Raw genomic sequence first — 22,722 nt, 5'->3', positions numbered from 1 at the left:
AATATGAGGATATGGATATAAGAGGCGTTCATGAAAGCCGTCATTGTGTTGGCAATATTGATTCAGATTCTAGTCGCAGTCCAAAGTGAAGGCTTAGTGCGATCACTGGCTGAGTTATCTGCGTTTCTATTTATCGCCGCTTTGGTCTTAATATACCAACGACAAAAGCGCAGAAAGCTCAAAATAGAGCCTGAAGAACTTTAGCTAAGCGTTAACCATGCCAATGAGCTGGTCGATATGGCAACCCACAGCGTGACACCAAACAGCAATGGCTTAGGCCCAGCAGACTTGAGCTTTTCCACCGAAATTCCGCAGCCAATCAAAAACAAACACACCACTAAAGCCCGCTTAGCAATATCAAAGATTCCCTGATAGAGCACCTCAAACTGTGGCAACAGATCGCTGACTGCAATGGCGACGCAATAAAACAAGATGAAGTAGGGGATAGTGATTTTCTTCGAATCGCTGCGGAATAAAAAGGCACTGAACAACGCAACCGGAATAATCCAAAGAGCTCTTGCTAGTTTTAAGGTTGTCGCGGTGGTGAGTGCTTCCTCACCGTAGGCGGATGCCGCGCCAACGACGGACGAAGTGTCATGAATAGCAATCGCTGCCCATATGCCGAAAGTCTGTTGGTCGAGGCTTAATGCATGACCAATCACTGGGAAGATAAATAATGCGATGGAGTTTAGGACAAAAACCGTTGCTAGAGAAAGGCCGATTTGTTCATCATTTGCTTTGATGGCAGGGGAAACAGCCGCAATCGCACTACCGCCACAGATTGCTGTTCCAGAAGAAATCAGGTAACCCGTTTCTGCATTGAGGCCAATGGCTTTTGCTGCCCACCAGCCTATGAACAAAGTGCCGATAATAGTGGTAATGATAAGACCTATACCATCTGAGGTAACAGCAAGGGCAGCTTTGAATTGAATGCCGAAGCCCAAACCGACGATTGAATAAGCCAATAGTTTTTTGGTCACTTTTGCTAGATTAAAATCGTGTGGCACCATGCCCAATGAAGCCAACAGAAAACCAATCACCAATGCGGTTGGTGAGGTAATCCATGGTGTTAGGCATACGATTAAGGCTAACCAGAATGGCAGTGGCTTTTTCATCGTTGTCATTACAAAAAATAGCAGTCAAAGCAGTCGGTGAGTGTAACGAAATCCGGCCGATTAGTAGATTTGAATGAATTGAACATACGTTCAGATTTAATGAACGTATGTTCGCGGAATTATTTCCAATCACCTCGTAATTTAGCTACTTTGGCTTGCATCAGAGCTGTGTTAGCCGCGGATGGCTCGACGGGCTGACCTGCTTCGATCTCTAACTTAGACCAAAAGCGAGTAGGCAATCCACTGCAGGCTTTGCCTTTATAGCGGCTAAAGAAACTGCCCCACAACCCTTTAATTGCCATTGGGATCACAGGAACAGGGCTACGCTTGAGGATGATATCCATGCCGCGCATAAAGTCGTTCATCTCCCCATCGTCAGTTAAGCGGCCTTCTGGAAAAATACACACGAGGTGACCTTCGCTAAGCGCTTGTTCAATCTCACTGAAAGCTGTACGAATGGAACGGCGATTGGATGCGGAAATGGGGATAACACCTGCACGTTTGAGAAATCGACGCAGAGGTGGCAGGTTGGCGTAGTCTTCTTCCATGACAAAACGGATCAGTCTAGGGCAAACGGCACTCAATAGTAATGCATCCATATAACTCACGTGATTACAAACAATTAATGCCCCCCCTTGTTCTGGCAGGTGGTGTAGGTTTTTATGCTTCACCCGATACATGGTATGCGTGAGAATCCAGACGATGAATCGTACCGCAAAAATGGGGACGCGTAGGAATAAAGTCACCGCTACCACGAGATTCATTACTGCCAGTAGAAGAAATAGTTGGGGAATACTTATGCCAATGAGGGCAAGGCAGACAATGCCGAGGACCGCACTACCTACCATAAATAGAGAGTTATAGATGTTGAGCGCAGCAATGACCTGAGCTCGTTCCGTGACTTTGGCGCGCTGTTGCATCAATGCGTATAAAGGGACGATAAAAACGCCCCCAGATGCCCCAAGTAGCAGCAGTGATATAAATACTGGCCACAGAGGCTGATAAGCGACAAAGTCGGTGAAAGTCTCAAATTCAGGCAAGTTAGCAGGGACAGACATCGCCATTAAGACACCAAACGTGCTAATTCCTAAACTGCCAAGAGGGACGATTCCGATTTCAATTCTATGGTTAGACAATTTATCACAAGCGAGCGAGCCTGCAGCAATACCGACAGAGAAAAGAGCCAACAAAAACGAGACCGCACTTTCGCTACCATTGAGGTAAATTTTAGTGAAGTTAGGGAATTGAGTCAGATATGCGGCCCCTAAGAACCAGAACCAGCTAATTGCCATCAAAGCTTGGAAAACCGTCTTATCGGACTTGGCAATAGCGATGGTGTTACGGGTTTGCTTGATGGGCTGCCAGCGGAATTTCAAGTTTGGCGCACAGGCGGGGGCTTCGGGAATTGAGCGACTCGATAGGTAACCAAAGAACGCGAATACCACCACGCTTGCTGCGGCGATATATTTTGCACTCTCTGCAGAGGCGATAAGGCCTGCACCCAATGTGCCGAGAAGAATGGCGAGGAAGGTCCCTGTCTCAACCAAGGCATTACCCGGTACCAGCTCTTGTGGCTTAAGTTGCTGAGGTAATAACGCATATTTTACTGGGCCAAAAAATGCGGATTGTGTCCCCATTAAGAACAGCAAAATTAACAGGATGATGTAGCTTTCGGTAATAAAACCAATTGCCCCTAGGCACATGATGCCAATTTCAGCCAGTTTGACCTTCCGAATAAACCACGATTTCTCATATTTATCGGCTAATACTCCTGCGGAGGCAGAGAAAAGGAAGAAAGGCAAAATGAATAAGCCTGCCGCTAGGTTGATGAATAGATCACTGGAGATAGGTAAGGCTCCCGCACCCGCGAAAGCAACAAAGAGCAGTAATACGTTCTTGAAGATATTGTCGTTAAAAGCCCCAAAAAACTGGGTGATAAAGTAGGGCAGAAATCGTTTCTGCCCTAAAAGAGAGGTTTGGCTGTTTGGCATGATGATCCTTGTTCCTTTAGGATGCGATTACCAGTTCGCGATGTAATGAGAGAGTAAGTTGTCTATCAGCTCTTTGCCGTCAATAGGCTCAGCTGCGAAGAATTTATCGTCAACGCTTAGTAAGGTAATACCATGAACACCAGACCACAGCACACGGCTGGCTTGCAACACTTCCTTTTCGGAGCGATGAGGGGCAAGGATTTGCAAGAGTTGCTCGAGCATACCTGTCATATTATCAATGCGTTCAGCTTGCCATTCAGGTAGGGTTTCCCCATTCATGTTGTGCTCAAAGATCAGCTGCCAGCGGTGTGGGTGGCGCTGGGCAAAATCGTGATAGCAATAGGCGAGTTCATATAAGGCGGTTTTAGGGTTTTGGCTTTGTGCGACAACCACTTTTGCTTCATTGGCAAGTTCATCGAGAGTTTGTGCCACAGCGTGGAGTAGCAATAAATTATAGTTGCCAAAAACATTAACCAATGTGCTGGGAACGTAGCCGATCATATTCGCCACCTTTCGCAGACTTAACTCGTGATAGGAGTTTTCGCTCAGGAACTCTTTGACAGTATCTAAAGTGAGAGCGATAAGCTCTTCACGCGTATGATCGTTTCTACGGGCCATGACAAAATTTCAAAAATGAACAACGTTCAATATTCTAATAAGGCTGTGTGATAAGCGCAACTGACTATGTTCGAATTTGCAATACTTTGATACATGTATTCGTCTTTCGCATATTTCATTCTTTAGAGACAAAAGTTACTATTGCTCAATAAGTATAATTCTTACCTTATACAGGAAACCCTAAGGAAAAATATGAAACGACTTTTTTCCCTCGTTGCTTTGCTAATGGTGTCTGTTGCTATTACTCCTATCGCGGAAGCGAAGAAGTTTGGTGGCGGTAAGTCATTTGGTAAGAGCTTTAAAACAGCTCCTGCACCGAAGCAACAACAGCAAAACACAAATACGATTGGTAAAGATCAGGGCACCAAGACGCAAGGGGCCAGTAAAAAAGGATTAATGGGTGGCCTACTGGGTGGTCTTTTAGCGGGTGGCTTACTCGCAGCATTCTTTGGTGGAGCGTTTGAGGGTATTCAGTTCATGGATATTCTTATCATGGGCTTGATTGCTTTTGTTATCTTCAAATTGATGAGAGGGTTGCTTGGCTCCAAGCAAGGCAGCATGAATCAGCAGAGACAACAGCCTGCATTTGGTGGTTCAGCACCAAAGTTTGAACAACCGAACGTTCATAACTTTGAGCAGCAGCCTCAAACAGGTGGTCAAAGTGGATTCGGCTTTGGCTCACAAACGGATATTCCACACAACTACCCACCAGGTTTTGATCAGTCAGCATTTATTAATGGTGCGCGTGAGCATTACCGTATTCTGCAAGGTGCATGGAACCATAACCAACTTGAAACGATTGAAGAGTATGTCTCTCCGAGCTTGTTTGAAGACCTAAAAGCAGAACGTGCGAAACTAGATGGTGAACAACACACTGATGTGATGTACGTCGATGCAGAAATCGTTCGGGCTGACCATGATGCAAGCAAAGCGCAGCTTAGCTTACAGTTTAGCGGCCGCTACCGTGATGCAGTGGAAGATGTTGAAGAAAACATTGAAGACATCTGGCACCTTGAGCGTGATCTAACGGTACCTAACGCTCCATGGTTGATTGTCGGTATTCAAGGTTAAGCACAATTTGTAATAAACGCCCAAGCCAAATGCTTGGGCGTTTTTGTATTGGGCCAAGACTTGATAAGATAATCGATACAGAACAACAATAGGTAAGTAAAGTGGCTGAATTTAAATATAAAAACCTTTCACAAGAAGAGCAGGATAAACTGGATGCAGCGGTGTTTCGTCGTTTACTTTCTCATCTTGATGAAAATAAAGACGTGCAGAATATTGATCTGATGATCCTTGCAGGGTTCTGCCGTAACTGTTTCAGTAAGTGGTACAAAGCGGAAGCGGATACCCAGGGTTTTGAGCTGGATATTGATGATGCACGTGAACGTGTCTATGGCATGACTTACGATGAGTGGAAACAAAACCACCAGCCGAAAGCGACACCTGAACAACTTGCGGCTTTCGAAGCGCGCCAGAAAAAGAGCTGATTCGGGTATACCGATATGAAAGCGCCACTCAGATGAGTGGCGCTCGTATTTCCAACTGACGTTGTTATTGTTATCTAGATTTGGCCAGTTGCTTCAAACGTTTCTAATTTCGTGAGATAAGGTTGCAAATCGCCGATGTTTTGTTCAATCCACTGACTATTGTAGTACGTATCTAGGTATCGCTCCCCACTATCACATAGTAGCGTCACTATTGACCCTGTTTCACCACGCGATTTCATTTCGCTTGCCAGTTGAAGAACACCGTAAAGGTTCGTCCCTGTAGAGGCACCAACTTTGCGGCCAAGAATTTTTTCTAACCAGTGCGCAGTCGCAACGGAAGCAGCGTCTGGAATTGTACGCATTTCGTCAATCACACCCGGTATAAAACTTGGCTCAACACGCGGACGGCCAATTCCTTCAATCTTACTACCGCAATCGCCTTTTAGCTCAGAGTTGCCGGTTTTGAAGAACTCATGGAATACAGAGTTTTCTGGGTCGACAACACAAAGCTTGGTTGAGTGTTTCTGATAGCGGATAAAGCGGCCTATTGTTGCGGAAGTTCCTCCTGTACCTGGGCTCATCACAACCCAAGCTGGTACAGGGTTATCTTCAAGTTCCATCTGGCTAAAAATAGAATTTGCAATGTTGTTGTTACCGCGCCAGTCAGTTGCGCGTTCAGCGTAGGTGAACTGATCCATATAGTGACCGTTAAGCTCTTTGGCTAAACGATGTGACTCAGCGTAGATCTGATCGGAACGCTCCACTAGGTGAGCTTGGCCTCCGTAGAACTCAATCTGTTCAATTTTCTTCTTAGCGGTACATTTAGGCATGACGGCTATGAACGGCAATCCAAGTAAACGAGCAAAATACGCTTCTGATACAGCGGTACTGCCAGATGATGATTCAATGATAGTGGTTTCGGGACCGACCCAGCCATTACAAATGGCATAGAGAAAGAGCGAACGAGCCAGACGGTGTTTTAGGGAGCCTGTTGGGTGTGTGCTCTCATCTTTCAGGTAAATATCAATACCTTCCACGCTGGGTAAGTCGAGCTTGATCAAGTGAGTATCCGCTGAACGTTGGAAGTCGGCCTCAATTTTTCGAATCGCATTATTAATCCAGTTGTGGTCTGTACACATGAAACATCTCCTTAGCATCGTTATGCTAATAATTTATCTATATGACAGGAGAAATACTTTGCCTTATTGCCTTTAATTTGCTTTATTTGGAGAAAATTTTTCTATCATGAGGCGGTGGGCATGGAGCTGGATAAAGTGGACCGAAAGATCCTTGCGTTGTTACAACAAGATGGAACTTTGTCATTAAATGAACTGGCAGAAGCGGTGAATTTAACGACAACACCGTGTTGGAAACGGTTAAAAAAGCTAGAAGAATCGGGAGTGATTGAAAAGCGAGTGGCGTTGCTCAATCCAGAAAAACTGGATTTATCCTTTACTGCCTTTGTGTTGGTGAAAACCAGCGATCATTCTCATGAGTGGTACAGCCAGTTTGTGTCTACGGCCTCTGATTTTCCTGAGGTGATGGAGTTTTATCGAATGGCTGGAGAATACGACTACATGATGAAAGTTCAGGTCAAAGATATGCAGTGCTTTGATAACTTTTATAAAAAGTTAGTCAACTCCGTTGCTGGTATATCCAATGTGACCTCCACTTTTGCCATGGAACCTCTCAAATACACGACAGCGTTACCAATTGGAGATGCTTAAGAAAGAACGAGGTGGGTAAAGCTTAACAGGTCGTTGAGTAGTGAGCCCTGATGAGGTGCTCAAAGTAAACTTGATTTCTTTGAGCACTCAAGAGTTTGATATAGTGTCGCCTTGGGGAGGAGTTACTTGGTAAACCTCATCACCCCTTCCTGAACCGCAGAAGCTACTAGGTGGCCTTGACGGTTATAGATCTCCCCTCGAACTAAGCCGCGAGTGTTACTTGCGGTAGGGCTCTCGATGACATACAGCAGCCATTCATCCATCTTAAAGGGCCGATGAAACCATATCGAGTGGTCGATGGTTGCTACTTGAAAATGCGGTGTCATCAATGACACACCGTGTGGGTGAAGTGCTGTCACTAGAAAACCCCAGTCAGAGGCGTAGCCCAGTAAGTATTGATGGATTAATTGGTTATCTGGTATTTCTCCGTTGGCTTTAATCCACAGGTACTGTTTCGGATCTGTTTTATGTGGTTTGAGTGGATTCACAACGTTAACAGGGCGTGTTTCTATGGGCTTTTCACCGCAAAACGCCGTTTTAATCTTCTCTGGCAAAAATTCAGCAATTTTCTCTGCGAGCTCTGATTCAGATGCATAATTCTCGGGGCCTGGGATATCAGGCATCGTATTTTGATGCTCAAAGCCCGGAGCTTCACCATGGTAAGAAGCGGTGAGGTAAAAAATAGGGCGACCATTTTGAATCGCCTTGACGCGACGAGTACTAAAGCTTCGGCCATCTCTCAAGTTTTCAACATCATATACGATAGGCTTCTCAGGATCGCCAGGATAGAGAAAATAGCTGTGGAATGAATGCACCGTACGATCGTCTGCAACAGTGTATCTCGCGGCGGATAAAGCCTGACCAATCACTTGTCCCCCGTATACTTGAGGCAGTCCTAGGTTCTCACTTTGGCCTCTGAAAAGCCCTTCCTCCAGCTTTTCAAGTTGCAATAATTCCAGAAGTTCCTTGAGAGGCTTGCTCATTCAAACACCTTTAATAAATGAATCAATATAGGTTATTTTAAGCATAAATTGATAAGTTAAACAGTTGATTGAACAATAAGTTATAAAAATATTTTTAATGTCGGCTCTGCATAGTGATTAGGGTTAGCGTCATGACAAATCTGAGCTTGAAACTTATAATCTTCAGAGTTTGAATGGTTTAGATAGTCTCTATGAAAAAAGTATTAACGCTAATCATCTCTACTTTCCTTGGCTTGACCATGCTTGGTTGCCAGTCTCCTGAGAAGCCTGCAGAGGAAACCAAAGTGAGCTCGATTACAGGAACTATTTCATATCGTGAACGTATTGCTTTGCCTAAGCATGCACTGGTGACGGTGACCCTACAAGATGTGTCTTTGGCTGATGCTCCTGCTCAGGTTATTGCTAAGCATCGATTTGAGACGAGTGGCATTCAAGTGCCAGTTGAATTTGATTTAGCGTTTGACCCAAGAAAAATACAGGCTCGCCATACATATAGTGTGAGTGCTCGTATTGAGGTGGATGGACGACTTCGTTTCATCACTGACACTACTTACCCAGTGATTACTGAACCACACCAAACTAGCCATGTCGATATGATGTTAATTGGTGTAAGAAACTGAGTTTGGCTGCCATCGGTACTTTCGGAGGCTGATTTTTCCATCGTTTGTCACTTCAACATCCTCAGAAATCAACAACTCCCTTTGTCTCACCAAATCTTCACCTTTGAGCGATATCCTACCTTGACTATTAATGACTCGGAACCAAGGCAGTTTGGAATCATGAGGTAGTTTTCCGAGAGCTTTTCCTACGTGCCTTGCGTACCCAGGGTAGCCAGCCAGTTTGGCGACTTCTCCGTAAGTGGTTACTTTTCCACACGGAATTTGGTGAATCACCGCAAAGATTTGCATTAAAAACTGGTCCATAATGATTTTGTCCTAGTTCGATTTTTCCATGGAAGGGATAAGGAGAGGGCATGGTATTTTCTACTTTTCAGTTCTTAGTGACAACCTTGTTGGCTGTTGTTTGTGCTCGAGCTATCAGCCTTAGTGATGGAGACATTCCAGTCTTGGCATTGGTGATTCCAGCGTTGTGGGTATTTCCGCAAGGAGGCGTTGTCGGACTTATTTTGATGGCCGCTCTGACAACTTATGGCTTGACATTACCCTATCAGCCGATCGCGCTGTCGATCAGTCAATGGATATTATTTCCATTATTGATGGTCGTCTTTTCAAGGCGCAGTAGCATAGGCGTGTTGCTTATGGCTGCGTTGATAGTCGTGACGCTTCAAGTCGGTATCATGGTCACTCAAGCTGGGGGGAAGCTTGGCGGAGAGCCCATGATCACAGTAGTACAAACATTATCAGTGGTGGTGATTTGGTGGGCGGCAACGCACTGGCAATCTAACAATAAGCACAGTTGGTGGGCCTTGGGATTAATATTGCCACTTTGGATGGCAGACTTATCTTATGCTGCGTTAGTCGCACTTTGCATCACAGGCATCATCGCTGCAATGGAGAGCTTAGCGAAATTAGAGAGCTTTCGTTGGAGCAAACTATTGTGCTGGACATTACCTACAGTGGGGTTTGCAGCGTTAGTCGTCACACCTAGTGTAGATGTCCCTAATCCGGTCTTTGTGGTGTGGGTATGCCTTCTCGGGACGGCTTGGATGACTGATTATATTTTGCGCAGCTCCGATGAGGAAGCGGATCTATAGTATTTAACAATGCTTTGCATTTAAACTATGTGTTAGAGCGATTTTACTTATCTATGCCAGAGTTGCGCATATTTTGAATATTACTGATTGTGTCTGCACGATAGTAATCACTGCAGTGGTGAAGCCTTTTTGTTGTTTTCTATACCTAAAAAAAGAAATATTAATTGGGTAGTGGGTCTGTTTCTGGCTATCTGTTTTTTGCCAGCTCAAGCACAGACTCCACCTTATAAAGTTGCGGTAGAAGCCGACGATGTTGTTACTCGCGTTTTATTTGATGCTGTTGCGTCTGAGTTTCGACTTGATATCGAATATGTTTATTACCCAAGTTTTGACGCTATTCTCAAGTCTGTGAAAACAGGGAACAGTGATTTTGCAGCCAATGTTACCTATACCCCAGACAGGGCGCTCTATTTCGATTTTTCCGGCCCGACCAATATTGAGTATACCTACGTATACAGCCTAGATAATGCCACATTAGATAAGTTATACACTGTAGGTGTGCCTAAAGGAACGATTTACCGAGAGCTGATAGAAGCTGCTTTTCCGTCGATGACTTTGGTTGAGTATTCAGGACAAGAAGAAGCTATGCAGTTGCTGCAGTCCGGCACCGTCGATGGAGTCGTAGATGCGATTAACCAACTTAAACCTATGTTGCTAGCAGGGTTTGATGCCCAACTGCTTAATCATCAGATCTCCATTAAACCGGTTTCCATTGTTTCCACTAAAGGTCGTAATACTCAGCTGCTTAGGACGATTGAACATTATATTCATGGTGCTGAGGTTCAGAAGCTATTACGTGAATCCATCCGTCAATACCAGTTTGAAATACGGCAACAAGCATTGAGGCAGGCCGTACTTAATAGCGGTATCAACTTTAATCGGCCGCTTAGAGTTAAAATCGAAAACATTGGTCAGTATGCCACTTATCATAGTGATGGCTCGATGACAGGGATCACCGCTGATATTGTTCTTCAAGCATGCGATATTCTAATGTTGAACTGTCAGCTTGAAAGTACCGCAGATGAATCTTGGGAAAGTATGTATGGTGATTTGCTTGCTAAGCGAATTGATGTGCTTTCTCCGATTGCTATTTCAGAAGCTCGCAAAGACTTAGTGTACTACAGTGATCCATACTATCGGCCAGAAGCGATACTGGTTAAACGTGAAGGCTATAAAGACAATGTATACAGTAATGTCTCAGAATTAATCATCGAGCGTATTGGTGTAGTGAAGGACGATTATTATGAAGAGTTGCTGAGAGGGCTGCTCCCCAAGAAAGCGCTGCTGACGTACGACAGCAGTGAATCGCAGCTACAGGCACTGATCAATCATGAGGTCGACTACATTGCGATCAGTCGAGCGAACTTTAATATACTGTTGCGAGAGTCAAAAGACTTACTCCCTCTAACTGAAGATCCATTAATAGGGGGGTACTACACTTCTGATATTGCGATCGGATTTGCCAAAAATCAGGTTGGGGAATCATTAGCTCCCCTATTTAGTCGTGCATTAAAAATGATTGATACTGAGCGAATTGTAAAACGCTACGACTATCGACCTGATTGGAAAGCTACTCTTCAGGCGGAGCAACGTTTTTCGCGTCAGAGCAGGGCGCTATTTATGTTGGTGCTAGGTTTCTTAGCCATCGTCGCGATTTATTTACACAGTCAGTCTAATACTGACAACCTGACTCGACTTAATAATCGACGTGCCATGCATAGGCGCTTTCGTTCAGGTATTAATGCCAATTACACCTTGCTCTATCTAGATATTAATCGCTTTAAGTTCATTAATGACACCTATGGCCACGAAATTGGTGATCAAGTTCTTCGAGCGTTGGCGGGCAAGATTGAACTCTATTGGAAGGGGTACGGCTATCGAATTGGTGGCGATGAATTTATACTTGTTGGCCAGCTAGATTCAGTCACACTAAATTCACTGTTAGGAAAACTTTCTAAAATTCATTTTGTTTCTGAAGATCATCAAGTCTCGTTGGATATTTCCATCGCGATTGGGGTGTCCTATCCACGAGAGCGTTTTATGGCGTTGCAAGAAGTTCTTAATGAGGCTGACCAAGCCATGTACGATCACAAAAGGAAAAAACATCACAGTATGATAAATCACCAGTCTGATGAGCAAAATGTTGTTCCTTTAACTAAGGGTGGTTAACGACTAAGCACTTGACACGAAAACGGGGTTAATATTAAGAATTTCCCTTGAATTACCCTCAGTGATGACTGATAATCCCCTCACTCCTTAGCCGTGCTAAGGAAACAGAATCTATGGAGGCCCTGGTCCTCCCGCAACAATAGCTCGTGAACTCGGTCAGGTCCGGAAGGAAGCAGCCGCAGCGAGTGACTTGTGTGCCGGGATGTGGCTGGGGCTTCCACCCATTTGAAAGCCCGCAAAGTTATCTGCGGGCTTTTCTGTTTTACGCGAGTGATGATGGTGTGAGTTATGCGTTCTAGCTCGATAAGTTACGTTGTGTTGGGATATCTGTTAGGTATTCGACAAACTCAACCTCAAACCCTGCAGGGTCAATGAAGTAGACGTTCTTACGATATGGCTCTTCAGCACCTGGTTTTGCAATTGGGAATCCAGCTTTGACAAGCCGATCAATGACTTCGTCTATGTTATTAGTCACATAGGCAAAATGAGCAAGTCCAACTTGATGACCTTGCAGATCGCGGTTTGTGCCTTCACCATGATCGCTCATGGCGATATATTGGTAATCATCACCAAAGTGTAGCCAGTTTCTCTCCTTACCGTACCATTCTCCCGTACCTTCAGCTCGGATGTCCCAATGGGGAAAAGCGGTTTGATAAAACTTTAACATTTCAGGAATGTCCTTAACTACTAAGTTTATATGCTCTAGCTGGATCATGACTTTCTCCTTTATTCTCTTAGCCAACGAGATACAGCTTAAAACCTCAAGTTAAGTTTAGGTAAAGCGTTTTTTTCATTTTTTAACAGTGGCATTGAACAGAATTAAGTATGATTCTTTGCTTGTTATGACACATCACTTGATTGGGTTGTGCTGTTTGGATGGCTCAGGCAAGGGGCGTGAGCTAAAAAGTGTAGGTTGGTATCGGTGCGATGGAGCGCTATGATGTTGAGTATAGTGAATTTGTTTAGGAAGGTTCCTTTGATATGAAGTTGAGTTTTAATGCTCAAGATGCCAGCCAGATATTTGTGGGTGCCTTTGCTCTCGCTGTCCCCGTCGCTTTTTCTGAAGAAGCTTGGCGTTTAGGAGAAACGCTCCCTGGTGCCAAGCTATGGCTATTGTTCGGTCTCTCTGTGCTCTTTCTTGCCTTATATACCTATGAAAGTGTTTTTCAACGCACTATCTCGAAGCGAAAAATGGTGTTTGTGTTTCGAATCATCACCGCTTACCTTATGGCAGCGTGCGTTGTCGCTTTAGTCCTTTATTGCTTAGATAAGCTGCCTTTCTGGGAAGAACCTATGGTGGCTTTCAAACGGGTGGTTGTCATCACTATGCCCGCTTCTATGGGAGCTATTATTGTTGATAGTTTTGATAAAGAATAACTATTTTGAAGGCGGCAGAGGCTCTGCTTTGTCTACAATTTTGATGACTCCCTTTTGCAACAGCAACGTATTGGGGTAGGTGATGATGTTGCCATTTTCATGCCGTAATAAAACATGAAACATGGTGATATCTATTATGACCCCACTGATGTCTTCATCTTTTTCACAGACTTTAACTTGATCGCCAATACGATAAGGGAAGACGAAAAAAATCAACACGCTAGCCGATATGTTGCTAAGAATTGACCATTGAGCGACTAAAGCCACGCCTAAGACGGCGAAGATTGAGGAAAGAAATAGTGAAATATCGCCGTAACCAATGCCAAGAAGTAGAATGAACATGGCTGCAAATAAGCAGAATGTTGACACGTGGAACACTTTGACTACAAATTGTGTTCGTGCCAAGGTCACCTGTTTTTTCTCTGCGACGGTGATTAGAGCCCGCTTACCGATACGGCGTAAACTGATATAAACCAATATTAACAAAGCGCCCAAAATAAGCTGTTGCAATATTGGCTGAGTATGGAGCCATGTTGTCATTAAAGAAACCTCATTTTTCTTAATAGTATTACTTCTGCAACTATAACGATTAGTATACACGCACAAAGTATCGTAAATGCGATTGGGTTATCTGTCCCCGGGATCCCTCCGACATTGACGCCGAGCAGTCCAGTGAAGAAACCAGCAGGCAGAAAGATACCTGCAATGACAGAAAATAAATATGTATTTCTGTTCATTATCTGGGTCTGGACCTGATGAATATGGCTCAGAGCTTGATTAATCTGCTCTAGGTAAAAATCTATGGATTCGTTTAAACGAGCTACAGTATCGAGAGCGTTTTTTAAATGATGTTCTTGCTGTTGTAGTGAGGGAACGTTGGCCTGGAGTAAGTCATCAAGAGCATATCGTTGAGGCTTTAGATAGCGACGTAGACGGAGAAGGCGAGAGTACAGCGCGTTCAGCTCATCCAGATCTTTAACGTCAGGGGTATCAAACCTGATCAGTTGCTCCTCTACAGGGTGTAGGAAGGCAGCGATGGCGTCACTGATGCGGTTAATCATCGACACTAAAAGATCCGAGATATCACAAGGCCCAACTCCTTGCTGAAGAGCCTCAATTAACGTTGCAACAGCTTTAGATGGAAGTTTTCTTGTTGAGATCAAAGCACCTCGATACCAGAGAATTCTTATACTCAACATATCGTCAGGCTCGGCGCCTGCATTTAGATTGATCCCGCGTAAAATAAACAGAAAACAATCTTTACCGTATGATTCAAATCTAGGGCGAGTATCGTCTGCTAGCAAAGAATCAATTAAAGGCTCTGGAAGATCTTGAGTTTGCAGCCATTCGCGTAGACTAGCTGCATCTCGTTGGCAATGGTACCAGTGATCAGGCAATACGTTATCTGTGAGAGTTGCTAATGGCTCAGATTTCCCTTGAGAAAAACGCCAGCCTGAAATCAAGAAATCACTCATAGTGATCCTCCTTAGTTGCGAATTACCCCTATGGTAGACGCTTGTTTTTCATTTAATGGATTTAGGGGTTGCTGTCAACTCTGTTCTTGACTAAGAAGATTGAAAAGCAGAAGGGAAGGAGGCTTTCACACATTTACCTGGCCAGAATATTTCGTAAAGCTTAACGCTTTTTTAAGCTTACAAATGAGAAAGGTGCACTTATTTAGGTGCACCTTGTTGAAACTGTAAGTGAGACTAACCAGAGCGATGCTCTATAGGCCCTGTCACTTGATCCGCTAGGGCTTGAATTAATGCCGGCTCGAACTTTAGCCCATCTTTGCTATAGACGATGCCAGATTGATTTTTTCCTGCATCGTATTGACTTTGTAAAACCGCAGGCAAGAAAACGTACATTTCTTCAAAAGGTTCCCCGTCAGCTTCATAAAATACTGTTGCTTTAGTTTTGAATTCATCAGGTATAGTTAGTGTATTCCTTACAAACACACCTGGCGATGGGAAAAACACTAACACTAAATCAGCCATTCTAGGGAACAAAGGGTTTACCTCTGTCTCTGCTAATAAGCCGGGCTGCTGAAACTTTTGTTCGATCATGCAAACTCCATCGGTATAAATTCAATTCCAGTGACGTCCGCGGCTTCTAATGCATCTTTTACTCTCTCACTGACATAATATGGAATTTTATAGTTAGAGAGAGTAAAACAATCATATTGGATGTCAGTGTGGAAGAATTTTTCCTTGTCAATTAACTCTTTACGTACACGAGTATAACCACCCAATTTATTATTTAGCTTTTTTGCTTTCGATTTGATTGGTTCAAGTAGGTCGTATTGAGCCACTACATTCATAAAAGCATAACTATGGTTAAGTCCATCATTTTCTATTTCAACGGGCAAAAATTGAATTCCTGTGAAACCATTGTTAAAGAAAACTTCTTGGACTTTTAAGCTAGCTAAAGCGCCGACCCCTATTTTCAAGTAGTCCGAAACGCCACGTTCATCATAAACTTTATCTACAGTGACTTTTGGTAGGTTTTTGGTGAGTTTCATGTTGGGCTCATAATACTTTAAAGCAGAACGCCAAGGGTCAAGGACGCTATATGAGCCTTCTCCATCTTCAAACTTTCCAAAGAGTAAGTAGTAATTCATTTTTAATATCCTAGCTTCGAAATTCGTTTGCCTAAATAAGGGGTTCGCAGAGGCTGACCGCCTTTCGTTGTTCTGAAGTCATGATGATTATTTATATCTAGCTTAGATGCTGTACGATGACGACAAGCCGCTGAGTCAGTTTCTATATTAGAATGGTTTAGCTGATTACAACACCCTTTATTTCCCGAGTTATAGATGTCATGGAATGTGTTATTTAATGCCCCTTTTCTATCAAAATTCATGATTAATTCTTAAATGTATTGGCTAAGTTCCTTCATTTCATCTTGTATCTCTTTTGATGATTTAAAGCCAGAGTGGCTACAGTAATCCGAATCTTTGATACTTTCTTCTAGCTGTTGTAATTCTATTCTCTAAAGCGTTTTTAACCTTTTCATTTACATAGTAAGGAGTTTTATAGTTATATAAGGTAAAACAGTCGTGATCTACATTAGTAGATTTAAACTTTTCTTGGTCAATAAGCTCTTCGTAAACGTTCCTATATACGCCTAACTTTCGATTAAATCGGCTAGCTTCAGATGCGGTAGGATCTAGAAAGTCATAATGAGCTGTAACATTCATAAACGAATAACTCTCATGCAGGCCATTATTTTCTACTTCAACCGGTGTAAAGTGAATGCCTGTAAAGCCGCGAGCAAAAAATATTTGTTGGATTTTTTGCTTGCTAGCATACCCACACCAATTTTTAGAAAATCAGACATTCCTCGCTCTGTATAGCGTTCATCGATGGATGCGTATGGGTGCTTTTTAATCAAACATCTCTAACCCAAACGTCTTTGACATGTTTCTTCAGCAAATCGATCACACTTTGGTGGATGAAAATTAACCCAAAATCTTCTTCGAGTTTAAATATCAAACGTTCCTCTAGAGGGATATGTTCAAGTCTAGAGAAGTCAAAATCTGTCGAATTAACGTCTAGCCAGTTCAGTTTACCATATTGTTTTTCTTTGTCCGTCAGTCTATAAGTTTGATGGATATAAGGCATTCGATAGTCTTCATAAACCTTTATTTGATCATCTGAAGGTTGGCTTGGAGAACAGTCAACACGAGCATCTAACCAATCCACACCATGTTGCACTAGTTGCTCTACTTTTGAAGCAATATCACTGATAATAAACAGCTTTGGTGAAAAGGTCATCTCCAACAGCAAGTCAGGCTCTACTGGAACTATAGGCATCGGGGTTTGCTGAAAAGGAAAGTTATCTAATCTTTGCTTAGTGAGGATCACGTATTGTTCTTTCATATCAATTCTCTAGTACTTTGGTACTTCTTGGTCACAGTCTAACTTGAACATTCTTAAGTCTTCAAATAGTGAATTTTTTCTCGCAAGATCATAAATTTCTTCACAGAATATCGTCGCTGTTTCTGCACCTTTTACTCTGAACAATACTCTCTTATGAAATGGAGTATTAAGTAGCTTTTCCTCAGACAAATAGAGATCCATAATTAGTATTTTATTTCTTTTGGGGGATTTTCTAGTCCTTGATTTAGATTCATCAAGGACATCAATGACATTATTCAAAGCCAATAAATATCTATTCTTAAGCACCGCATCCAGCAATCTAAGCTCTGCGGGATAGCATTCAATTCCAAAAGGGTCAAAGCTCATAACTAGCTCGGCAAATTCCTTACTTACGCAAAGGTCGCCGTTGTCTGCTATGCTTCCCACACCTTTTATTGAGCCATCAGTAGCCTCCCAAACAATAGGGTCTGCTGAACTTGTTGGTTCGTAATCTGCTTTACTGTAAAGAGGTTCACTGTTGTCTACACATGTAAAACTTGTACTAGAAACTTGGTAATTTTCGCTAATAATCGAGAATTTCATAGTTTAAGTTTATCGGTTTTAGACTGATTTGGAGGCCTTTCTTAAATCTTGTTATCAATTTAAAGGTGATGAGTTTGAAAGCTATATACTCGTTCTACCAAAGTAGTGGTGCTTTCCAATATACGATAGAAAAGGATGCACCTACATAGTGCTCCCCTTTAGTCACTAAACATCTCTAACCCAAACGTCTTGGACATGTTTCTTCAGCAAATCGATCACACTTTGGTGGATGAAAATTAACCCAAAATCTTCTTCGAGTTTAAATATCAAACGTTCCTCTAGAGGGATGTGTTCAAGTCTAGAGAAGTCAAAATCTGTCGAATTAACGTCTAGCCAGTTCAGTTTACCATATTGTTTTTCTTTGTCCGTCAGTCTATAAGTTTGATGGATATACGGCATTCGATAATCTTCATAAACCTTTATCTGGTCATCTGAAGGTTGGCTTGGAGAACAGTCAACACGAGCATCTAACCATTCAACTCCATGCTGCACTAGTTGCTCTACTTTTGAGGCAATATCGCTGATAATAAACAGCTTTGGTGAAAAGGTCATCTCCAACAGCAAATCAGGTTCTACTGGAACTATAGGTGCTGGAGTTGCTTTGAGCGGAAAGTTCTTGAAGTTTTGAGTAGATAGTATTTGATATTCGTTATGCATTTTAAAACACCGGGGCTTCTTCATCAAAGTTAAACGGTTCTTGCACAAGGCCTATAGCTCCATTTTTCTCTGCAATATCCCATACATGATTAACTAATTCCGCAGAGAAGAAAATAGTATCATCAGAACCTTTTACTCTAAATATGTGCTTCTTGTGTTCAGGGATTAAATTATATTTATTCTCACAAATAAAAAGCTCGTCAACAATTAACTCAGGAGGAAGTCCATAATCAGAGTTATCTTCTATATAAGTATGGCTTTCCTCCTCATTCATTACATCGATTATGTTGTTTGTGGCCATAATATATCTATTTGAATATTTTTTATCTTCAGATTTTAGCGCTGCTGGCATAAAAATTATCCCATAGGGATCCCAAGACATGATAGCTTTCATTATCAACTCGGATACCATCCTGTCACCCTTGTCAATAATATCGGGAATTTCATCTAGATCATGGTCACCTGCTAGCCAAATGATTGGACTTAAGGCTGATACAGGAATATATGAATTATTTGAATAAAGATATTCTCTTGCATCATCTGGCTTAGCTATAATGTCGTTTGACAATAAGTTCTCACTAAATGTCGCTAGCATTTCAGTTTTTATCATTTACCTAGCTCCTTAACGTTTCTGAGACGACCTTTTTTTGAGTCAAAAATAATAATTTTAACTTCAGATTTATTTTTTACTTCTTTATAAATGTTTTCATAAACAGAGTTTTTATTTGAAGAGGCAAAATACTCTTTGTCATTCTTTTCGTATGTAGTATTTTCTACTATAGAACCATTATTTTTTTCTTTATAATACTGAGTCTCTTCTTTATCTAACTTCCTATTATAAAAAACAAACTCTTTTGAGCTATAGTGGCTATCTCTTGATACACACATGCCACAACCTGTATTGTTTTCTTTGAATCTAACTCCATCTGACTTTAGCAAAAGTTTAAACTTAGATATATATTTTAAGATCTTATTAGATACTTTATCTATTTCCTTAACATAGATTTTAAAGTCTGTGTCACAATCTAAGTTTTTTAATGTTAAAGCAAGCTTAATTGCAACCACTTTATGATACCCAGTAGTTGAGTCAATCGATTTCTTTAGGCTCTTATCTTTTACTTTAGCTGATTCGGCAGACATTTTAGCTTTTGAACTATAAAAAGAACCCTCTATATTGGGGTCAGTATGGCCTGAAGAATGTTGTGGGGTCTCATAATAGCAACATATTTCTTCATCTGAGGAAAGTAAAACTAGGTTACTCCCATGATTCATGGACCAACCTTTCCTTTGCATTTGTAAAGTTCGAAAACTTGCTAGACTGCCTACAACCATATCGCTAATAATATGATGAGCATCAAGTGTACCGGATTTTAAGTTTAGAGGGTGTGAAGAACGAAGTTCAGCGCTCGCTAGTTTATATGAGTCTGACTGTCGGACTACGTCACCTTCGAACTCTTTAACTGAACATTTGTTGTTTTCGTTTGTACTCGTCATGATTTAGCTTTCCCTCTGCTTCTAAGCGCATCAGAACATTGCCTTTCCCCTTTTCCTGCGGGCCTTTTGCAGATTTTACATCTAGGGCTATCTTTGTCTTTTTCTTCGTTCGCTTTATCGCGGCTTTTTCCCGATTGAGAAGACTTACCAGTATCATGCTTCACTTTTGCTGGATAAGCTCTTTCACTCTTACCTAAGATTCGTGCAAAAAGTTGATCAAATTCGCCCATTGCATCTTTCAGCTTATCTGGCACCATTTTATCAATCACTTTGACTTCGTCGGCTAGCTTTAAGAAATACGCACCAAGCTCATCCGCTCCCATTCTATTCGCGTAAGAGGCTAGCTCTGTTGCTACTTCGATACATGGTTTTAGGACATCAGAGATAATATTGCTTGCTTGTTTGGCGTAGTCCATCCAGTCCAGAGTTCTGAGGAATTTTTCTGGGTCTCCTTTCCCTAAGCCTCGTAGTACCGCAAGTAATGTGTCTTTAGATGTCCCTTTACCACCTTTGAGGGCTACTTTACAGGTACCTTTAACCGCGCTGCCGAAGGTTGGGATACAACCGATAAGAGTAAGGGAGAGTGCTAGCCAGTTTTCCGGCTTATCACGTTCAGCTTCATCAAGCAGTGTCATGACGTTAGCGGACAGATCTCGTACATCTGCTGCTTGGTCAACGACCGGAATCATAGTTAATGCTGTGTTGGCGATAATTTGTTCTACCGAGGCGTCATCATTGAAGTCCCCAAGGATAACTCCCCATATCCAGCTAGCTGCACCGGACATACGCTTCCAAGCATTTTCCCAAAAGCCGACTTCACCTTTTTTTGTTTTCTCTATAAGCAGTTGTGCATTAGCATTTGGATTAAAGTTGGGGTTGGTTTTTGTCGGAATATTCGGTGTAAAATCACGAGAGTCTTCCCCATATTCGATAACAAATTCCCCTGGTGCGACACCTCCTACCGATGCCTTACCTTTGTCATCCAGTGTGCCTTCAAAAACGCCGCCTTTTTGATCGGTCAGCTTGTAGGTCGCACCTTGAACAGGGTCACCATCTGAATAAGAAAGGAATAGATCAACAGTATAAGTCCCTTCAGCTTCTTCTGTGACAGTGACAGAAGGATTTTGAGCACCGCCAAGACACATAGTGTTGGCTTTGTTCATTGTCATTTGGTCTGACAAACGACAAACACCTTTTCCTTCCATTGAAACGGTTGGAGAGGCAGAGATGAACTCGGCTTCAGCTTCTATAGTGCCTGACGCGACACCTTTCTTATCGCCCCCCGCATCACCGGTACTTGCTGCGAATTTACTGCCTTTAATCGCAATACTATTGCCGCCATCCATGGATACGGTGGTCGTTCCATCTGCTAGATCAGCGGATTTTGCATTATTACCATATGGGATAGGTACAACGGCATTACCGATTGTGGTCAGACAAACGTCGGGCAATGTGGCATTGGCTTCACCGCCGGATCCCTTATGAACTACGCTGAGTCCATTTGCACAAACTGTTACACCCATGATGCACCTTGAGTCATTAAACAAATATTGATCAATGATATAAAATAAAGCGCACATCAATCTCACTAAATTCATAGTTATAGTGAATTTTCCGCACTTCTAATTCACCAAATCGATGGTTCTTGGCTGTATGTCTCACAAAATGGATGAAATTATGTTGTTGGTTTTTTTTGCGTGAACGATATTTTGATGGTATCCGGTTGGATTATTCTTGTTAATAACGTCGATGTATTTCTGTAGTGAAGTCACTTGTTACTAATCAATAGAAGTGCTGTGCTAACAGGATGGTCAGGGATTTGGTAAGTAAGCGCTCAATGTGAATATTCAAGGCTTGAGGGGAAAAGTCTCAAGCCTGTTTGCTAAAAGGATACTTCTACACTCACACCTTCAATCCAACGTTCTTCAGGGATAGGCTGATCGAAGCTCAAATTGACTTTTAGGTAGGCTGGTTGTCCTTCAAAAGGGCTTTGTAGCTCTTGCGGTAACTTGTTCACAACTTCAACTTGGCTTGATACTGTCGCTGTGTAGGTTTCTCCATCTGGATATTTCACTTTGGCATGAGTGCCAATGGTACTGAAGCGCAAATATTTTGGATCGAGAAATGCGGTGATCTCGGGCGTTGCATTTTTTGCGATCGTAATAAGAGGCGTGTTTTCGAAAACGCGCTCTCCTTCAAGGACATGAATGTCAATAACCCTTCCTGCAAATGGGGCCTTAATGGTTAAGCTTTCTTGAGTTGAACGCTTGACGATAAACGCTTTCATCAGAGAGCGGTATTCGGTGGCGATGGGGCCTGCCAGTTTGGTTTCAGTGTCGGCACGTTTTGACTCAGCGTAAGCAATTTTTTGACTGCTTAATTGAGTGTTAAGAGCGTTAGTGATGTTGACCATTGAGGCATAGTCGACCTCAGACACTTGGCCTTGTGAACGGTACGTATCGTAGTTTTGCTGGATTTCCTGAACTTTATCAAGGTTACGCTTTGTGTGGTTGATTGCCTCAGCATATAAGGCTTCAATGTTGAAATCTTGACCAGTCGGTAGTTTTAAAAGCTCACTCTTAATGAAGTTTAGCTCTTGATCTAAAGCAGGATCACTCAGTAGTAACAAGGTTTGCTCGTGGGACACTGTTTTTCCTACATCCGATGGTATTGGGCCGACAACACCTGGGTGAGTGGCGTTAATTGTCACTGGATGTGAGGTAATGATGGCTGGTGCCGTAACCAATACTTGTGTTTTAAACAGGTAGTAAGCCATCGCTATTAATGGGCTAATGACGATGGCTAGAATCAGGTACCAACGTAGGCGATAACCGCCACGCTTTGCCTGACCATAGACAACTTTAACGCCACCTTCAGATTGTGGGTTATTCTTTTTATCTAAATGAAAATTCACTTTCATA

The 22,722-nt window shown here is 42.5% G+C and carries 26 protein-coding genes and 1 other RNA gene; 9 read left to right on the top strand and 18 right to left on the bottom strand.

Annotation, left to right across the window (positions count from 1 at the left end):
- Positions 1 to 30: 30 nt before the first annotated feature.
- Entirely contained in the window at positions 31 to 204 is a 174-nt protein-coding gene (locus CTT30_RS09840; RefSeq protein ID WP_006959233.1) for a hypothetical protein, read from the top strand.
- On the opposite strand, the gene CTT30_RS09835 is transcribed toward CTT30_RS09840, so the two are convergent.
- The 3 genes from CTT30_RS09835 to CTT30_RS09825 all read right to left on the bottom strand — a co-directional run bounded on the left by CTT30_RS09835 (position 201) and on the right by CTT30_RS09825 (position 3,724).
- A complete protein-coding gene (locus tag CTT30_RS09835; RefSeq protein WP_252034995.1) occupies positions 201 to 1,124 on the bottom strand; it encodes a YeiH family protein in 924 nt (307 codons plus the stop codon). The genes CTT30_RS09840 and CTT30_RS09835 overlap by 4 nt on opposite strands.
- Positions 1,125 to 1,234: 110 nt before the next feature.
- Positions 1,235 to 3,106 carry an MFS transporter gene (locus CTT30_RS09830; RefSeq protein ID WP_252034993.1) on the bottom strand — a complete coding sequence of 624 codons (1,872 nt, stop codon included), beginning with the start codon at positions 3,104 to 3,106 and terminating at the stop codon, positions 1,235 to 1,237.
- Between the two features lie 27 nt (positions 3,107 to 3,133).
- Entirely contained in the window at positions 3,134 to 3,724 is a 591-nt protein-coding gene (locus CTT30_RS09825) for a TetR/AcrR family transcriptional regulator (RefSeq protein ID WP_252034992.1), read from the bottom strand.
- Positions 3,725 to 3,916: 192 nt separating this feature from the next.
- Between CTT30_RS09825 and CTT30_RS09820 the strand changes: the two genes are divergently transcribed.
- Both CTT30_RS09820 and CTT30_RS09815 read left to right on the top strand, forming a co-directional pair.
- Positions 3,917 to 4,795 (top strand): Tim44 domain-containing protein, encoded by an 879-nt coding sequence (locus CTT30_RS09820; RefSeq protein WP_252034990.1) that lies wholly within the window; start codon positions 3,917 to 3,919, stop codon positions 4,793 to 4,795.
- Between the two features lie 101 nt (positions 4,796 to 4,896).
- Positions 4,897 to 5,217 carry a DUF1244 domain-containing protein gene (locus tag CTT30_RS09815; protein ID WP_239837330.1) on the top strand — a complete coding sequence of 107 codons (321 nt, stop codon included), beginning with the start codon at positions 4,897 to 4,899 and terminating at the stop codon, positions 5,215 to 5,217.
- A 74-nt stretch (positions 5,218 to 5,291) separates the two neighbouring features.
- Here the strand turns inward: CTT30_RS09815 and CTT30_RS09810 are convergent, their stop codons facing one another.
- Positions 5,292 to 6,356, bottom strand: a complete 1,065-nt coding sequence (locus CTT30_RS09810; RefSeq protein WP_252034988.1) for a PLP-dependent cysteine synthase family protein — start codon at positions 6,354 to 6,356, stop codon at positions 5,292 to 5,294.
- Positions 6,357 to 6,476: 120 nt separating this feature from the next.
- Here CTT30_RS09810 and CTT30_RS09805 point away from each other — a divergent pair, with 120 nt between their 5' ends.
- Complete coding sequence (locus CTT30_RS09805; RefSeq protein WP_252034986.1) at positions 6,477 to 6,944, top strand: Lrp/AsnC family transcriptional regulator; 468 nt, start codon at positions 6,477 to 6,479, stop codon at positions 6,942 to 6,944.
- A 122-nt stretch (positions 6,945 to 7,066) separates the two neighbouring features.
- Here CTT30_RS09805 and tesB read toward each other — a convergent pair whose 3' ends face one another.
- A complete protein-coding gene (tesB, locus tag CTT30_RS09800) occupies positions 7,067 to 7,927 on the bottom strand; it encodes an acyl-CoA thioesterase II (protein WP_239876293.1) in 861 nt (286 codons plus the stop codon).
- A gap of 191 nt (positions 7,928 to 8,118) precedes the next feature.
- On the opposite strand from tesB, the gene CTT30_RS09795 reads away from it, so the two are divergent.
- Positions 8,119 to 8,547 carry a YbaY family lipoprotein gene (locus CTT30_RS09795; RefSeq protein ID WP_239876292.1) on the top strand — a complete coding sequence of 143 codons (429 nt, stop codon included), beginning with the start codon at positions 8,119 to 8,121 and terminating at the stop codon, positions 8,545 to 8,547.
- Here CTT30_RS09795 and CTT30_RS09790 read toward each other — a convergent pair.
- A complete protein-coding gene (locus tag CTT30_RS09790) occupies positions 8,527 to 8,850 on the bottom strand; it encodes an MGMT family protein (RefSeq protein WP_252034984.1) in 324 nt (107 codons plus the stop codon). The two genes, CTT30_RS09795 and CTT30_RS09790, sit on opposite strands and share 21 nt — an antisense overlap.
- A gap of 50 nt (positions 8,851 to 8,900) precedes the next feature.
- On the opposite strand from CTT30_RS09790, the gene CTT30_RS09785 reads away from it, so the two are divergent.
- The 3 genes from CTT30_RS09785 (at position 8,901) to ffs (ending at position 12,027) form a co-directional block, all read left to right on the top strand.
- Positions 8,901 to 9,641, top strand: a complete 741-nt coding sequence (locus CTT30_RS09785; RefSeq protein ID WP_252034982.1) for a VP0952 family biofilm-associated protein — start codon at positions 8,901 to 8,903, stop codon at positions 9,639 to 9,641.
- A 129-nt stretch (positions 9,642 to 9,770) separates the two neighbouring features.
- Positions 9,771 to 11,810, top strand: a complete 2,040-nt coding sequence (locus CTT30_RS09780) for a diguanylate cyclase (RefSeq protein ID WP_370689702.1) — start codon at positions 9,771 to 9,773, stop codon at positions 11,808 to 11,810.
- Between the two features lie 120 nt (positions 11,811 to 11,930).
- Positions 11,931 to 12,027, top strand: an RNA gene (gene ffs, locus CTT30_RS09775) — signal recognition particle sRNA small type.
- A gap of 78 nt (positions 12,028 to 12,105) precedes the next feature.
- Here ffs and CTT30_RS09770 read toward each other — a convergent pair.
- Positions 12,106 to 12,525: a VOC family protein gene (locus tag CTT30_RS09770; RefSeq protein WP_252034980.1), complete on the bottom strand. Its 420-nt coding sequence runs from the start codon at positions 12,523 to 12,525 to the stop codon at positions 12,106 to 12,108.
- 266 nt (positions 12,526 to 12,791) lie between these two features.
- Here CTT30_RS09770 and CTT30_RS09765 point away from each other — a divergent pair, with 266 nt between their 5' ends.
- The gene (locus CTT30_RS09765; protein WP_252034979.1) at positions 12,792 to 13,187 is read left to right on the top strand and encodes a DUF2391 family protein; all 396 of its coding nucleotides are present in this window, start codon (positions 12,792 to 12,794) and stop codon (positions 13,185 to 13,187) included.
- Here the strand turns inward: CTT30_RS09765 and CTT30_RS09760 are convergent, their stop codons facing one another.
- The 11 genes from CTT30_RS09760 to CTT30_RS09710 form a co-directional block, all read right to left on the bottom strand.
- A complete protein-coding gene (locus tag CTT30_RS09760) occupies positions 13,188 to 13,727 on the bottom strand; it encodes a mechanosensitive ion channel family protein (protein WP_252034977.1) in 540 nt (179 codons plus the stop codon). It abuts the gene before it with no gap.
- The gene (locus CTT30_RS09755; RefSeq protein ID WP_252034976.1) at positions 13,727 to 14,662 is read right to left on the bottom strand and encodes a CorA family divalent cation transporter; all 936 of its coding nucleotides are present in this window, start codon (positions 14,660 to 14,662) and stop codon (positions 13,727 to 13,729) included. Before CTT30_RS09755 ends, CTT30_RS09760 begins: the two co-directional genes overlap by 1 nt.
- A 234-nt stretch (positions 14,663 to 14,896) precedes the next feature.
- Entirely contained in the window at positions 14,897 to 15,253 is a 357-nt protein-coding gene (locus CTT30_RS09750) for a hypothetical protein (RefSeq protein ID WP_252034975.1), read from the bottom strand.
- Complete coding sequence (locus CTT30_RS09745; RefSeq protein WP_252034974.1) at positions 15,250 to 15,807, bottom strand: imm11 family protein; 558 nt, start codon at positions 15,805 to 15,807, stop codon at positions 15,250 to 15,252. The genes CTT30_RS09750 and CTT30_RS09745 overlap by 4 nt, the downstream gene beginning before the upstream one ends.
- 769 nt (positions 15,808 to 16,576) lie before the next feature.
- A complete protein-coding gene (locus CTT30_RS09740; RefSeq protein ID WP_252034973.1) occupies positions 16,577 to 17,068 on the bottom strand; it encodes a hypothetical protein in 492 nt (163 codons plus the stop codon).
- A gap of 9 nt (positions 17,069 to 17,077) precedes the next feature.
- Complete coding sequence (locus CTT30_RS09735; protein WP_252034972.1) at positions 17,078 to 17,650, bottom strand: hypothetical protein; 573 nt, start codon at positions 17,648 to 17,650, stop codon at positions 17,078 to 17,080.
- Positions 17,651 to 17,815: 165 nt separating this feature from the next.
- A complete protein-coding gene (locus CTT30_RS09730) occupies positions 17,816 to 18,307 on the bottom strand; it encodes a hypothetical protein (protein ID WP_252034971.1) in 492 nt (163 codons plus the stop codon).
- A gap of 1 nt (position 18,308) precedes the next feature.
- Positions 18,309 to 18,917, bottom strand: a complete 609-nt coding sequence (locus CTT30_RS09725; RefSeq protein ID WP_252034970.1) for an imm11 family protein — start codon at positions 18,915 to 18,917, stop codon at positions 18,309 to 18,311.
- Positions 18,914 to 19,801, bottom strand: a complete 888-nt coding sequence (locus tag CTT30_RS09720; protein WP_252034969.1) for an AHH domain-containing protein — start codon at positions 19,799 to 19,801, stop codon at positions 18,914 to 18,916. The genes CTT30_RS09725 and CTT30_RS09720 overlap by 4 nt, the downstream gene beginning before the upstream one ends.
- Positions 19,798 to 21,324 carry a PAAR-like domain-containing protein gene (locus CTT30_RS09715; protein ID WP_252034968.1) on the bottom strand — a complete coding sequence of 509 codons (1,527 nt, stop codon included), beginning with the start codon at positions 21,322 to 21,324 and terminating at the stop codon, positions 19,798 to 19,800. The genes CTT30_RS09720 and CTT30_RS09715 overlap by 4 nt, the downstream gene beginning before the upstream one ends.
- 359 nt (positions 21,325 to 21,683) lie before the next feature.
- A complete protein-coding gene (locus CTT30_RS09710; RefSeq protein ID WP_252034966.1) occupies positions 21,684 to 22,721 on the bottom strand; it encodes an HlyD family secretion protein in 1,038 nt (345 codons plus the stop codon).
- Position 22,722: the final 1 nt, after the last annotated feature.

It is taken from the genome of Vibrio coralliilyticus, assembly GCF_024449095.1.
Lineage (GTDB): Bacteria > Pseudomonadota > Gammaproteobacteria > Enterobacterales > Vibrionaceae > Vibrio > Vibrio coralliilyticus_A.
Note: the sequence above shows the minus strand (reverse complement) of the source record. Positions and strands in the feature narration are given on the sequence as shown.